The organism is Pseudoalteromonas sp. OANN1, from assembly GCF_024124685.1.
In the GTDB taxonomy this organism is placed as follows: Bacteria; Pseudomonadota; Gammaproteobacteria; order Enterobacterales; family Alteromonadaceae; genus Pseudoalteromonas; species Pseudoalteromonas piscicida.
Genome location: NZ_JAMXSE010000024.1, coordinates 87,003 through 101,403, shown reverse-complemented (window position 1 = coordinate 101,403; position 14,401 = coordinate 87,003). Strand labels below are relative to the sequence as shown.

Genomic DNA, 14,401 nt, shown 5'->3' with positions numbered 1-14,401 from the left:
TAAGAAGTAAGAAGTAAGAAGTAAGAAGTAAGAAGTAAGAAGTAAGAAGTAAGAAGTAAGAAGTAAGAAGTAAGAAGTAAGAAGTAAGAAGTAAGAAGTAAGAAGTAAGAAGTAAGAAGTAAGAAGTAAGAAGTGTTGTCGCTCCGAGCTGAATGTCCAGAGATATTCAATCAGTTGACCCAAGTAATCAAGGTAAGGCCAGCTATCACGCCAGCCTTACATTTTACTATTTCTAGTAGATGCACTCGGGTTACGGGCACCAAAATACGGTCAAATTAATATCAGGGTGATTTAATACAGCGCGCAGTGGTACTTCATACTCTGAGCCGGGTTGTTTTGCCGCTTCATACACCGCCTTTTTTTCATCACCAGAGATCAATAAAACAGCCGCCTTAGAGTTAGCTATTCCCGCCAAAGACAAACTCATGCGCTCGGTGATCTCACCTGTCACTTCGCTTTGATGAGCATTAATTGCGCATACGGTGTTTGTGGTCGTTAACGCGTGCTCTAGGCCCTTTGCATTTGGAAATAAACTGGCGGTATGACCATCCGGCCCCATTCCCAAAATAGTAACATCGAACGGTTTTTTCAACGCTGCATAAGCTGACTCACATAAATCAGCGCCCTCTTCAGCTGACACTGCCGCATTCTTCATTGTTACAAATCGAGCATTTGCCGCTTTGTCTTGCAGCAATGTCGACTTAATAAATGCTTCGTTAGATTTTTCGTGATCTGGTTCGACCCAACGTTCATCAACCATAGCAACCGTAATTTTGTCCCATCCTAGTTCAACACCAGAAAGGTAACGATACGCAGGAGCCGGTGATGAACCACCAGACACTAGCAACACCGCTTCACCGTCTTGCTCAATACCTTGACTGAGCCCAGTTTGAAGTAGCTCTGCAAGCGCCGCTGTCATCTCGTCTTTGGAGCTGAAATTTCTTTCTGTTAACTGTGCCATTACGCTTGCTCTCCCGCGTTGAACCAAACATGTTTGTTTTCTTCTAGCAGTTCATCGGCGTCTTCAGGACCCCAAGAGCCAGCACGATAAAGTGACGGAGCCCCTTTACTCTGCCAACGCTCAATGATTGGATCAACCCACTGCCACGCTTGACGCACTTCGTCACGGTGAATAAATAAAGCAGGGTTATTTGCAGCAGCGTCTAGCATTAAGCGCTTATATGCGTCTGAATGATAGCCATTGTTATACTTTTCACTCAATGAGATATTTAGCGTCACTGGCTCTAGTTGCATTTCAAGGTTATCTAGACGCTTAGACATTAGCGTTAACTGAATACTTTCTTCAGGCTGTAATCTTATCACCAAACGGTTTGGCTGAATTGGACCCGCCGCATCACCATAAACATTGTGAGAAACAGGCTTGTACTCAACCACAATTTCAGCACAACGCTTCTTCATACGCTTACCTGTTCTTAAATAGAAAGGCACGCCAGACCACCGCCAGTTATCAATGTGCGCACGAATAGCAACAAATGTTTCTGTTTTACTTGACCCTTCACCCAGCTCTTCTAGGTAGCCAGGTACCAGCTTGCCTTCAAGGTCGCCTGGCACATATTGGCCACGCACAACATTATTATCTACATCTGTGTCAATTAGCGGCCTAAGCGCTTCTAATACTTTAAGCTTTTCAGTGCGAATGCTGTTGGCATTAAGTTTATGTGGTGACTCCATCGCAACCAAGCAAAGTAGTTGCAATAAGTGATTTTGCACCATATCACGAAGCGCACCTGCTTTGTCGTAAAAGCCTGCACGGCTTTCAAGACCGACTGTTTCAGAGATACTGATCTGAATATTATCTATGGCTTTAGCATCCCATAAATTCTCGAACAGTGCGTTTGAGAATCTAAGTGCCATCAGGTTTTGAACCGTTTCTTTACCTAGATAATGATCGATACGGAATACTTGCTCTTCCGAGAAGAACTCACCGATTTTGGCATTAATTTCTTCTGCAGATTTACCGCAATAACCAATAGGCTTTTCAACAACTACACGTGATTGCTCAGTGATCAGCCCTTTAATTGACAATAGCTCACAACAACGGCCATAAACCGCTGGAGGAAGTGACAAGTAGAATACACGAGATTTATCTTCCCCATCAGCCAACATATTCTTTAGCGTATCCCAATGTTCGTCTTCTTCAGTAACGTTGACTACCACAGGCACTAAAAACTGTTCAAATGCGGACCAATCTTTCTTGTTGTATTCGCCTTTGCCAAGGTGAGTTTGCAATGCGATATGTGCCGTTTCGATAAATTCTTGTTGTTTGTTTTGTTCACGAACGGTCGGTAAGATGCGAGTGCCTTCAGGTAAGTTACCTTCTTGATATGCACGATACAAGGCAGGTAGGAGTTTGCGAAGTGCTAAATCGCCTCCCCCACCAAAAATTACGATGTCAAAAGGATTAAGCATAATTCACTCTCATTAGGTTAGGCGTGCACTACAAGCACGCAGTGTTTATTCGATTTGGAGCCACTCCAAAGCCTACCAAACTCATTGTGTAACGGGTGATGATTTCGATTGCAATGCGCTAGTAATATCAATTTGACTTAAGACCTGCTCAATTTGAGGGATTAAGTAAGTTGGTATAAATGAGTCTTAGAAACCTGTATTTCCTCTCACAAAAATACAGGTTCTAAGTACTCCAGCGCTACCCGTTCAAAGGTATTCTGTTTACTTCAAGTTCCACTCGAAGTATTAATTTGTTCTCTTTTGCTTGTAATAAGCGATTAGACCCGCCGTTGAGCTATCATGAGGGTTAGAAACGCCTTCTTGTGTTAACTCGGCTTCAATATTTGATGCCAGTCCTTTACCAAGCTCAACACCCCACTGGTCAAATGAACACACATCCAAAATGATGCCTTGGCAGAAAATTTTGTGTTCATACAAGGCAATTAGTCGGCCCACAGCTTTTGCATCTACCTTATCTAAGATAAATGAAGAGGTTGGACGGTTACCTTGGTGTATTTTATGCGGGATCAACTTATCAATTTCCGCATCCGACTTACCTTTAGCCGTTAAATCTTCACGTACCTGCTGTGCATCTACACCCGTCATCATTGCTTCCGTTTGCGCGAAGAAGTTAGACAGTAAAATATCGTGATGCTGGCCTACTTTGTTTTGCGGTTCAATCGAAGCGATGAAATCGGCCGGTACAATCACATTACCTTGGTGTAAACACTGATAAAAAGCGTGCTGGCCATTTATCCCTGTCATGCCCCAAATAATTGGCACTGTCGTATAGTTTACCTGCTCTCCTGCAAAAGTAACATGCTTACCATTACTTTCCATTTCACCTTGTTGTAAATACGCAGGCAGCATATGAAGCGCCTGATCATAAGGCAAAATCGCTTGTGCTTGATACCCTAAGAAGCTGGTATTCCAAACGCTGAGTAACGCCATCAACAGTGGAATATTGTCTTCGTTGTTTGCCGTTTTAAAGTGCTCATCAATTTCAAACGCACCTTCCAGCACTTCGACAAACTTATCGAAGCCTAAATAAAGTGCGATTGGTAATCCTATCGCGCTCCAAAGCGAGAAACGACCGCCAACCCAGTCCCACATCGTAAACACGTTGTCATCGCTAATACCAAATGCTCTGGTCTTCTCAAGGTTGGTGCTCACCGCAACAAAATGCTTGGCGATTGCCGCTCTATCATTTGCAGCATTCAAAAACCACTCAACGGCAGTCTTTGCATTGGTCATGGTTTCAGAGGTTGTGAAGGTTTTTGATGACACAACAAACAGCGTGGTTTCTGCGTCCAAACCTTTTAGTACTGAAGCAATCTGTACACCATCAACATTCGAAACATAATGCACGTTTAGCGTGTTATCTGCATACGCAGCAAGCGCATCAGTCACCATTTGCGGGCCTAAGTTAGACCCGCCAACGCCAATGGCAACCACATCTTTTACGGCTTTGCCTGTATACCCTTGCCACTCACCTGAACGAACTCGGTTACTAAATGCTTGTAGTTTTTCTAATTCTGCATTGACTTGTTCAGTAACGTTCACCCCATCCACATAAATAGGTGTATTAGCTCGGTTACGCAGCGCTGTATGTAAAACCGCTCGGTCCTCAGTGATATTTATTTTTTCACCTGAGAACATCTTTTCTCGCCAACGCGCAATATCGCTCTCTTTTGCGAGCTGCATCATCTCAGAGAATGTTTGGTCATCAATGCGTTGCTTGGAAAAGTCGAACAATACACCTGAGATTTGACGAGAGAACTTTTCAAACCTATGTGCATCGTTTGCAAACATCGTTTTTAAATGCTGTTGCTCTACTCGCTGCGCAGAACTACTGAGCTTTTGCCAACTATCCAAATCTACACGACCACCCATTACATATTCCCCTAAGACGTAAGTGATTGTTAGTTACCTTACTTTTCAGGTAGTAACAACAAAGAAACATTATTAAACAAGCACATTATGCCAAAATGACAACGCTGTCAAATTGCTTCTTTTCAATTTTACATTGCGAATAATAACCTAAAATAAAATTTTTGACACCGGTATCATTCATTTATTTCTGCGAATTGTAGTGCTAAATTCTGTACTTATTAGATAGACTAAGAAAAACAGATGATCCTTTTATTAAGCCGATGCTCGTCTTAACGGCTTAATATCACAGAAATTGGGCGCTAGCTTCTGCATACATAAAGCGCTACTATTCCTCTGTGCTTAATAATGATCGATACAGACCTGTAAATAGAAGAACAACTACATGAAAGTCACTATTAATGATGTTGCCAAGCTAGCTGGCGTATCTATGAAAACCGTATCGCGGGTAATCAATAAAGAACCTTCGGTTAGAAAAAAAACCTACGATCAAGTAATGCAGGCTGTAAAAGAGCTTAATTATCAGCCTAATATCGCTGCGAGAAACTTAGCTGGTACTTCTTCATTTGCAATTGGCTTGGTCTACGACAATCCCAATGCGTATTATGTAATTGATATGCAAAACGGGGTGTTATCTCGCTGTAGAGATGAAGGATATGAGCTCGTCATCCACCCCTGTGAATCCAATTCGGAAAATATGGCCGAAGAATTCGTCACTATGATCAAACGCTCACGTCTTGCAGGTTTGGTCTTGACTCCTCCTCTATCCGAGCAACAAACCATTATTGATATGCTAGATGAGCTGGGCATTCATTACGTTCGTCTACTTTCAGGTCGAGCGCAAGAAGCGGAAAATAGCGCAAATAACTGTATCTTTGTTGACGACTACGCTGCAGCCTATGAAATTACTGAGCATTTGATCCAACTTGGACATAAAAAAATTGCGTTTGTACTTGGCGATGAAGAGCACAAATCAACGACGGAACGGTTAGCCGGATATCGCGATGCCCTGAAAGCACACGATATAAAACAAGACGATACACTGCTCTATCACGGTACTTACTCATTTGAATCAGGGGTAAAAGGCGCTAAAGCGCTGCTGGCCGATGGCAATCCAAACCAAATCACTGCAATTTTAGGTGGTAACGATGAGGTAGCCGCTGGAGCTTTATTTGCTGCGCGGCTGATGAATATAGAGATCCCGGGTCAATTGTCTATCAGTGGCTTCGAAGACTCTCCATTCTCCCGCCAAACTTGGCCAAAGCTTACGACTGCACATCAGGCTAACAACATTATTTCTGAACATGCTGCGCGTTTATTGTTTTCTAAAACACGGGGACATCGAAAAAATGATAAAGAAGTCTCACATGTTTTCACACCGAGTATGGTGGTTCGTGAAAGCACGGGTAGGATCACACAATAGCTATTTATTTAGTCGGCTCTTGAGCCGACTAACATCAAAAACTCTCACTATTTCGCCAACAGTTCTTCACTCTTACTCGACCATGCATTGATCAGCGCCTTGACCAGAGATGCAAGTGGAATCGCAAAGAATACCCCCCAAAATCCCCATAAACCACCAAAAAATAACACTGCAACAATGATATAAACAGGGTTGAGATCCACAGCTTCTGAAAACAATAACGGCACTAAAACATTACCATCTAATGCTTGAATAATGCCGTACGCGATGAGAATAGTCCAAAATTCTGGCGCTAGCCCAAATTGAAACAAAGCAACTGCGGCAACGGGTAAGGTAACGAGTGCAGCACCAATAAATGGGATAAGTACAGAGAGCCCAACCAACGTCCCCAGTAGTGCAGCATAACGTAAATCCAAAATAGAAAAGGTCACAAAGCTCACTACACCAACGATGACAATCTCAAAAACTTTACCACGAATATAATTCATGATTTGTTGGTCCATCTCGTGCCACACTTGTGAAATGAGCTTTCTGTCCTTGGGTATAATTTTTGAAATTCCAGATGTAAGCTCTGATTTGTCTTTCAACATGAAAAAAGCAAGCAGCGGCACTAAGACTAAATAAATCATCCAAGCGACAACGTCTTTTAATGAAGTTAATGAGGCTGACACAATGACTTCGCCAAGCTCTAACAGTTTGCTTTCCACAGAACTCACAATTGCCTGTACCTGAGTTGTAGAGATCAGCGTCGGATAGTATTCAGGTAAATGTAAAAGGAAGTCCTTACCCTCTTCGACCATGGTTGGACTTTCTTGGAGCAGGTTACTTAACTGTTGCCACAAAACGGGAACGATACCAAATACCAGCCCCAAAGCGACCCCCACAAATACCGCCATTACCACTACTGCTGATAACATCCTACTGCCAGTCACTCGGGTAAGCTTGTTCACTGGCCATTCTAGTAAATAAGCTATGACAATTGCGACCAGTACCGGCATGACATAACTGCCAAAAAAGTACAGCAAAGCAACCGTAGCAACTAGCATCAGCAATAGAGTAACGGAATGTGGATCTGAAAACTTTTTGATATACCACGCTTTTACTAACTCAAACATCCATGATCTCCAAACACACTTCACCGCTTTCAATTTCAATAATTTGGTAACTCACCGAGTTACCATCCAAATATTTTTTTATGTCTAACAAGCTTTGATCCTGACTCATCAGCAACTTTAGTTTGCCTAGAGTATAGTCATGGCGCTTTAACCGCCACTTAAACTGAACAAATAATGCGGGACAGGTAAATTCTCGCAAATCATGCACAAATTTTGTTGTCTTGTCTCCACACAAATCACTCAATGCGGTAGCCCTCAAGGCGTTGATGGTTTATTCTTAATAGCATACTCTACTTCTTGGGAATCTTAATGCCAGGCGTTAATAATAAGGCCCGATTGCCAGCCAATCCAACACTAAAAGAAATAAATTGGTACAAAAAACAAATTAATTGGGGTGAACTTCCGCCTTTTTATCACCTTGTCGCCTCAGCGGTGAGTGAATGTGAGGGTCTGCTCCATCACGGCTTTGATAATGCAGTAAAGCGTTTGCTAGATAAGCGAAATTGGAATATCGAACTATTAGGTGGTTATGAGGATGACAGTGGCATAATTCACTGTGACAATAAACCTCAAATAGCATTACATCAAGCATTTACTGATAGAGGCTTTGAGCTTTGGGCTTACCCAATAGCCAAAGGCACCAAGATTGATGCCTATGTTAAAGATAATCGTTTTTTAGAATTCCGAGTGTGGGATCCGCACACGATGAAAAACTTACTGCGCATCAACCAGCTCCATAAATTCATTGCGTTTTACTTTGAACGTGGTGATATAGCCGACAAAGCTCTGATACTTCATGCGCACAAAGTGCTACATATGACAGTGACGTTTTTGCAAAAAGAATTGAACATCACAGGTGTTGATGGGGTCTCAATAAAAGATTTTTACCAACTTTGCGAAAAAGATGCTCGAGCATGCAATGATGAAGTCGACTTAGCTAGGATCATGCTCGGAGAAGACCTTAAAAGGGATTAAAATGCGGTTAAAACCCCTATTAAATTCAATCGTTTTAACATTTGCGCTCGCTGCATCCAGCAGCGCTATTGCACAAACAGAGCTGAAACTACCAGATTTAGGCACTTCAGCTCTCCAAGTACTACCTATTGAAAAAGAGCAAGCGATCGGCGAAGTCATGATGATGCAGTTACGCTCGCGCTCCCCTGTGGTTGGCGATCCGGTACTTGAAGAGTACTTAACTAGCCTGGGCAATCGCCTCGTCGCCAATGCTAATGACGTACGCTTTCCATTTACCTTTTTTTGGATAAATAACAAAGATATTAATGCCTTCGCTTTTTACGGGGGCCACGTTGGTGTACATACGGGACTCATTGCGCAATCCGATAACGAGAGTCAGTTAGCATCCGTTATTGGCCACGAAATTGCGCACGTTACCCAACGCCATTTAGCACGCCGCGTACAAAACGCAAAAGACAACAGTGCCTTGACCATCGCGGGGCTTATTACTGGTATTTTGGCAACCGTTGTTGCCCCAGATGCAGGTATCGCCATTTTATCCGCAAGCCAAACGCAATCATCGTTGAACCAATTAACGCATAGCCGAAAAGCGGAGCAAGAAGCCGACCGATTTGGTATGAATACCCTACATAAAGCAGGCTTTGACCCCTATGCGGCCAGTGAATTTTTAACTAAGCTCTCGGATCAAATTCGCTTTAAAAATAAGCCACCCGCATTTTTGCTTACGCACCCGTTACCCGACAGTCGAGTATCGGACGTTAGGCTTAGAGCACAACAATTCGAGAAAAAGCATTACCCCTCAAGCCTTTCCTACGCGTTAGCTAAAAGCCGTGTGCTTGCACGATACTATTATTCAGAAGATGCTGGAGAAGCGTTTTTCAGAAACGCGCTAAAACACTCAGCAGAGCTCGACAAGCGCGCCCTACAATACGGATTAGCAATTACGTTACTCGATCAAAAAAAGTACGAAGAAGCTGGCAAACTATTGGATGAGTTGTTAGAAAAAGATCCAAATAACTTGTTTTATCTTGATGTATATACCGATTATTTAATTGCGACAGAGCACTCTGGCAAAGCCGTTGAGATGCTTCAGGCCCAACATCAACTTAGGCCCAATAACCAAGTTATCACGCTGAATTATGCTAATGCCGCCATAAAAGCAAAACAGTATGAAGTTGCAGAGCAATTGCTCAAGATCTTTTTGCTTGAGAAACCGGATCATATTCTCGCCCGCGATTTACTCACACAAGCCTATGAAGCCCAAGAAAACAAGGCGGCTTACCATGAGTCAAAAGCGAGTGTCTATGCCCAGTACGGTGCATTTAATAAGGCAGCAGATGAAGTCCAGCGTGCACTCAATCATGTCGAAGATAACGAAGATATCAAACGTACCAGATTAAAGGCGCTACTTAGCCAATACCGTAATATGCAAAAAGAAATCGCTAAGCTGTAGGCTTAGCGATTGCTTACAGCAATAGTAAAAACGTATTTAAGCCAATTTTCTTGCACATCGCTTTTCGTCATCTCAACATTAAGCTATGATCCGTTTACATTACGACTTAGAGCAAAATAGAGCGAAATCATGTCAGTAGAAATCTATCACAACCCGCGCTGTTCAAAATCACGTGAAACCCTAGCTTTACTAGAGTCCAATGACGTTAATCCTACCGTTATTGAATACCTAAAGACGCCAATCGATAGTGACACTTTGGCTAATTTACTTTCTAAACTTGGATTTAGTTCTGCTCACCAGCTCGTCCGCAGCAAAGAAACGCTCTACAAAGAGCTTGGACTATCGAAAAACTCGGACGAAGCGACACTGCGCACAGCCATGCTTGAAAACCCTAAACTGATTGAACGTCCTATAGTTGTCAATGGTGACAAGGCAGCGATTGGTAGACCCCCAGAGTCAGTGCTTGATATCCTGTAATGAGTAAAATTCTTATTTTATACCACTCTAGCCATGGCTCTGTGGCGAATATGGCGCACGAATTTGCAGACACCATAGTGTCACAAGGCGGTGAATCCATAGTACGCGTTTTTGAGAAACGTCAAGACCATGATGTGGTCGTAACAAAGCAAGATTTAGTAGCGTGCGACGGTTTGGCGTTTGGCACTCCTACACGCTTTGGTATGATGGCAGCTCAAGCGAAAGCGTTTTGGGAAACCACCAGCGATTTGTGGCTTAAAGGCGCGCTTATCGATAAACCAGCCTGCGTATTTTCGTCTTCAAGCAGTATGCACGGTGGCAATGAGGCTACCCTACTTAACCTCTCGTTACCGTTATTACACCACGGCATGATGTTGTTAGGTATCCCCTATGATGTTCCAGAGCTTTTGGCGACCGAAATGGGCGGGACCCCCTACGGTGCAACACACGTTGCAGGCAGCCAAAACAATACTTCACTCACTCAAACAGAAATCAAAATTTGTCGTGCAGCAGCGAGTCGACTGCTACGCGTCGCGGAAAAGTTAACATGAATGAAATTGCAAAAAAGCCCATCACTAGACGCTTTCAACTCTTTGCGCTAGTTGGTTATTTTGGTCTGTTGATCCTGATGCCACTGTGGCTCTTTGTGCTTGCACCAAGAGAAGGTTACAGCTTGGGCTTTGTCTTTGTGGTGTACGTTTTACCTTTATTACTCCCGCTTAAAGGTATTTTGCAAGATAAGCCATACACTTATGCGTGGGCAAACTTTGTCGTGATGTTTTATTTTATCCACGGCTTTACCCTGTTGTGGACATCTCCTGACGAGCTAGTGTTAGTCCTGCTTGAGATTGGCTTTGCAACCTCCATGTTTATTGGTTGCACTTACTATGCAAGACACAGAGGCCAAGAGTTAGGATTGAAGATCCGCAAGTTAAAAGAAGACCTTGCTGACGAAAAGGCTGCTCACGAACATAAAGAGTCATAATCTCGCTTGCGTAACTCCATTAAAAAAGCGCAGTCTTCAATGAAGTAACTGCGCTTTTTTCGTATTCATGCCTTGGTATTATTTGATATGGTAAGCTACTGCAACGAGAGTACGGCTATCAACACCAATACTGAAAACAATACCTGCACACCAATACTAAGCCAAGCTAACGCATTTACCCCGATAAGTGACCAAGGTGTTGAGCTATTCGGGTATAGAGGGTTACTGCGTTTTCGTCTCGCAAAAACAAAAATTGCGATAGAAGCAGCCGTAGTGACAAGTGTTGCAATGGTTTTTTCATCAACCTCATCAGTAAAAAATAAAAATAACTGAAGTGGTAGCAAAATAGCAGCAAAGGCATAAAGAATATGGACGGTTTTTATTTTTTGATACTTTGCTTCGTTAGAAAGCTCGATAATACCGTGCTGTTCAAATGTTTGCTTAGAAGTAAGCGCCTGATTTTTCATAGCCACACGGTAAGGGGTGTCGCCATGAATATCCGCAAGCGTCGGGTCATCACCATGTTCAATAATCATTTCGATCATAGCAGCAGAGTTCGATGCCGCCGCATAATGCATTAAGTTCCTGCCCTCTTCGTCCAATTCATTTACTTTATGGTACGGCAACATGGTTTCAACCGCGCTCACAAAGCCATTTTCAACCGCCAACATAATGGCAGAGCGCCCGTTGCTATCTCTTGCCGTTCCTTTCGCGCCCTGCGTTACTAGCGTAATAATCGCTGATTGCTTCACCTGTTGCTGGGTTAGCTGGAACAATAGCGCTTGTTCCAAAAGACCCGTCACTTCATCTTTGTCACACATAGCGCAAAGGAGCTCAAAAGTCTGCTGTCCATCCAGCAAACTATCCGTTGCTAGTTTAGCAGTTGCTGCTCGGTCAAGCAGACAAGTATCAATATGCGTCAATAGTGCCGTATGTGTTGCCTCCGAGCTGTTGCACCACAGAGCAACAATTTCTTTCGCGCTAAATTTAAGCCCTTTCTCCAATAGCCATATCAGCGTTTTTTCATAATGTTTGTCACAGAGCAGCTCTACAAACGATAAACTTTGCTCTTGTGCCTGAGCTTGAATGTTAGAGTACTGACCAAGACGCTGAATAAGTGTTTTTATTAGCTCATCCTGATCAGTATCATTTTCCTCAATGTGTTGAATTACGCTATTAACGTATTGACGCTGTTTATCGTCATAGTCATCAATATGCTGAAAATAACAGGCTTCGAACGGCTCTAGCGGTCGTAACCAAGCGAGATAAAATAAAGGAGGTAGAACAGTGGTCGTTACGCCCTGCTCATCTTTCATTTGTTGGCAATTCGGCCATGCCTCTATGGCATCTAGAATGTAAGCACCGTTTTGTTCGATTAACCCCTTTAACAGCATGGGATACTGGGCAGGCCAAATTAACACTTGTTCCATGAATGCGCTATTATCCTCAGAATGTAAATATATGCAGCATAATTATCGCGAAATGACTAGGTGGTGAATAATATCAACAGTCGCGCTAAAATGCTCACCTATTTCAGGACAAATTTAAAAAATAGGGCTTTTTTAAGGAGCTAGAATGGGCAATCAATTAGAGACATGGCAAGTGATCTTGATCATTGTTGGCGTGTTAGGGGTGATTTGGAGCAATATTGCGTTGTTAAAGTATTCCGCCAAATTTGAAATGAAAAAGAAAATCGACGAGCAGACGGCGCCTTTTGACAAAGATAAGGCAACGTCCAAAAACAACACGCCTCAAAACAATCCAAAAAAGGATGAAGATTGAAGCATGTTGCGACGTTAAACGTGCTGACTAAGCATTCATCCACATTTGAAGTTTAATCGCACATCATATGGCTTACCGAGCGCACCATCGGCTATTCCTCCACCTATGGTCATTGCGGCCCCTGCATCATCGACACTATTTCGACCAAAAATCCACATCGCCATACCGGCAGCCTCAACGGCGTTAGCTACGCCTTTTTGCGTGATATAAGTACTCTCAGGCGTATCACTGTTATAAATGATATCTAGATTCACAACATACGCGACCATATCAGCTTGTTTGCAATAGTGTCTGGCCTGCTTTAATGCCTCTTTACTCCCCGCATCACGACTGTCGGAAAATAACATAATATTATGCACACCATCAGACGATGGACGCACATCATCATGATGAGCACACCCGGATAACCAAACCGCTAAACCAACACTTAATAGAATTCTTTTCATCACACTCTCCTATTCATTAAGCGCAAGCTTAAGGGTTATTTCGGTTTAGTTCCGTTAGTCATTGTTTAAATTTGTAATAAGCGACACAATTGACCAATCGTTGAGGTCACTTAACTTCCACGTCTACCCAAACTAAACGGTGATCGGAGCTGGCATGACGACTTTCCACTAAACGGAATAATTCGTCTTCTTTGCTTGGCCAGAAAACCCCGCTGCTAAGTACCTGAAAGCCGAACTTGGATGGCAATACGTAATCTACACGCGCTCCCCAATGGGCGGTATAACTACGACTCTCACTTTCCTTGCTATGTTCACTTCCCCCTTTGCTTTTTGGCGTAAAGCTCGAGAATACTTTAGGGTTATCTAATAATTGTTCTATCACACCGGGTCTATATTTATCCCCTGTATCGGCAGCATTTAAATCACCGACAATGACAAATCGTGTATCATTTTTAAGGCCACCTTTAACGCCATTATCATCATAAATGTACTGGCTACGTTTAGGGTCAATATAATCGGCCATTAAGCGGATCTCATCGTGATTTCTGTTACCATTCCTATCCTCTTCACCATCAAAGACAGGGGGCGTTGGGTGCATCGCCAACAGGTGAAACAATTTACCATTCACTTCAATTGGCAGATCCCAGTGAGATTTTGAGCTTAGTCTCAAGTTTTGCCACTCTTGCTCACTATACCAAGGCTGCTTCGTCGTCGGATCTATTGTCACCATATGGTTTGGCATATCTTTCCAAAGAAATGTCTGCATAGTTCGGGCCTGTTCTTTTTTAATCGGGTACTTTGACAGTACAACCATCCCATATTGCCCCTCATATAAACCAAACCCTTGGGCATCACCGCCATAGTTAGATTGCTTACCGTCATTATCTAAATCATACGGTGTTGGTAATCCAGTATTGACTGGCGCAATATAAAAATAAGGGTACGATATCGGCTGCTGATCCGCTTGAGGTTCCGCTAGATAGTTATTTACGAATGCCAGTACACCTTTATTTGGTTCAGCGATGTAATCAAATTCATTGAGTAGAATCACATCTGGACGAACACGCTGAATGATTTCTGCAATATTTTTGATTTGTTGATGTTGACCATTCTGTAGTAATTTACTGAGCTTTTGAGAGTCCAGCGCTTGCCCTTTTTGTTGATAGTTCGTTGCTTCCATACTGACATTAAAGGTAGCAACACGTAGTGTTTGTGCACTTACAACCGTTGTCATTAATAAAAAAAGTAGACCTAGGTATTTCATAGACTTGCCTTAAAAACATTGTGATAATTCCCGCGATGACTATTTTATTCATAATCCTTTGAAAAACGGAAATTATCTCGACAGACTCAAACGATTTAATGTTGGCAAGTTAGCAAAGAGCG

At 42.8% G+C, this 14,401-nt stretch carries 14 protein-coding genes; 7 read left to right on the top strand and 7 right to left on the bottom strand.

The annotated features are described in order from the left end of the window. Positions 1 to 250: 250 nt before the first annotated feature. The 3 genes from pgl to pgi form a co-directional block, all read right to left on the bottom strand. Positions 251 to 961, bottom strand: a complete 711-nt coding sequence (gene pgl, locus NH462_RS18140; protein WP_253107028.1) for a 6-phosphogluconolactonase — start codon at positions 959 to 961, stop codon at positions 251 to 253. Then, complete coding sequence (gene zwf / locus NH462_RS18135; protein ID WP_253107026.1) at positions 961 to 2,430, bottom strand: glucose-6-phosphate dehydrogenase; 1,470 nt, start codon at positions 2,428 to 2,430, stop codon at positions 961 to 963. The genes pgl and zwf overlap by 1 nt, the downstream gene beginning before the upstream one ends. Positions 2,431 to 2,715: 285 nt before the next feature. After that, the gene (gene pgi, locus NH462_RS18130; protein ID WP_010375521.1) at positions 2,716 to 4,362 is read right to left on the bottom strand and encodes a glucose-6-phosphate isomerase; all 1,647 of its coding nucleotides are present in this window, start codon (positions 4,360 to 4,362) and stop codon (positions 2,716 to 2,718) included. A 382-nt stretch (positions 4,363 to 4,744) separates the two neighbouring features. Here pgi and NH462_RS18125 point away from each other — a divergent pair, with 382 nt between their 5' ends. Beyond that, the gene (locus NH462_RS18125) at positions 4,745 to 5,782 is read left to right on the top strand and encodes a LacI family DNA-binding transcriptional regulator (protein WP_010375519.1); all 1,038 of its coding nucleotides are present in this window, start codon (positions 4,745 to 4,747) and stop codon (positions 5,780 to 5,782) included. 47 nt (positions 5,783 to 5,829) lie between these two features. Here NH462_RS18125 and NH462_RS18120 read toward each other — a convergent pair whose 3' ends face one another. After that, positions 5,830 to 6,897 (bottom strand): AI-2E family transporter, encoded by a 1,068-nt coding sequence (locus tag NH462_RS18120; RefSeq protein WP_253107024.1) that lies wholly within the window; start codon positions 6,895 to 6,897, stop codon positions 5,830 to 5,832. A 309-nt stretch (positions 6,898 to 7,206) separates the two neighbouring features. On the opposite strand from NH462_RS18120, the gene NH462_RS18115 reads away from it, so the two are divergent. The 5 genes from NH462_RS18115 (at position 7,207) to NH462_RS18095 (ending at position 10,787) form a co-directional block, all read left to right on the top strand. Next, a complete protein-coding gene (locus tag NH462_RS18115; protein ID WP_045989077.1) occupies positions 7,207 to 7,872 on the top strand; it encodes a hypothetical protein in 666 nt (221 codons plus the stop codon). 1 nt (position 7,873) lies between these two features. After that, a complete protein-coding gene (locus tag NH462_RS18110) occupies positions 7,874 to 9,325 on the top strand; it encodes a M48 family metalloprotease (RefSeq protein WP_069019734.1) in 1,452 nt (483 codons plus the stop codon). A 129-nt stretch (positions 9,326 to 9,454) separates the two neighbouring features. Further along, positions 9,455 to 9,802, top strand: coding sequence for an arsenate reductase (glutaredoxin) (gene arsC, locus NH462_RS18105; protein ID WP_069019737.1), 348 nt, complete (start codon positions 9,455 to 9,457; stop codon positions 9,800 to 9,802). Continuing rightward, complete coding sequence (wrbA, locus tag NH462_RS18100; protein ID WP_253107021.1) at positions 9,802 to 10,353, top strand: NAD(P)H:quinone oxidoreductase; 552 nt, start codon at positions 9,802 to 9,804, stop codon at positions 10,351 to 10,353. Before arsC ends, wrbA begins: the two co-directional genes overlap by 1 nt. Further along, complete coding sequence (locus tag NH462_RS18095) at positions 10,350 to 10,787, top strand: DUF2069 domain-containing protein (RefSeq protein ID WP_017218876.1); 438 nt, start codon at positions 10,350 to 10,352, stop codon at positions 10,785 to 10,787. The genes wrbA and NH462_RS18095 overlap by 4 nt, the downstream gene beginning before the upstream one ends. Positions 10,788 to 10,882: 95 nt before the next feature. On the opposite strand, the gene NH462_RS18090 is transcribed toward NH462_RS18095, so the two are convergent. Then, a complete protein-coding gene (locus NH462_RS18090) occupies positions 10,883 to 12,217 on the bottom strand; it encodes an ankyrin repeat domain-containing protein (RefSeq protein ID WP_253107019.1) in 1,335 nt (444 codons plus the stop codon). A gap of 145 nt (positions 12,218 to 12,362) precedes the next feature. On the opposite strand from NH462_RS18090, the gene NH462_RS18085 reads away from it, so the two are divergent. Beyond that, positions 12,363 to 12,569 (top strand): DUF2897 family protein, encoded by a 207-nt coding sequence (locus NH462_RS18085; protein WP_010375503.1) that lies wholly within the window; start codon positions 12,363 to 12,365, stop codon positions 12,567 to 12,569. 35 nt (positions 12,570 to 12,604) lie between these two features. Here NH462_RS18085 and NH462_RS18080 read toward each other — a convergent pair whose 3' ends face one another. Together NH462_RS18080 and NH462_RS18075 are read right to left on the bottom strand one after the other, a co-directional pair. Continuing rightward, positions 12,605 to 13,015 (bottom strand): hypothetical protein, encoded by a 411-nt coding sequence (locus tag NH462_RS18080; protein ID WP_017218873.1) that lies wholly within the window; start codon positions 13,013 to 13,015, stop codon positions 12,605 to 12,607. 106 nt (positions 13,016 to 13,121) lie between these two features. Beyond that, entirely contained in the window at positions 13,122 to 14,279 is a 1,158-nt protein-coding gene (locus NH462_RS18075; RefSeq protein WP_253107017.1) for an endonuclease/exonuclease/phosphatase family protein, read from the bottom strand. Positions 14,280 to 14,401: the final 122 nt, after the last annotated feature.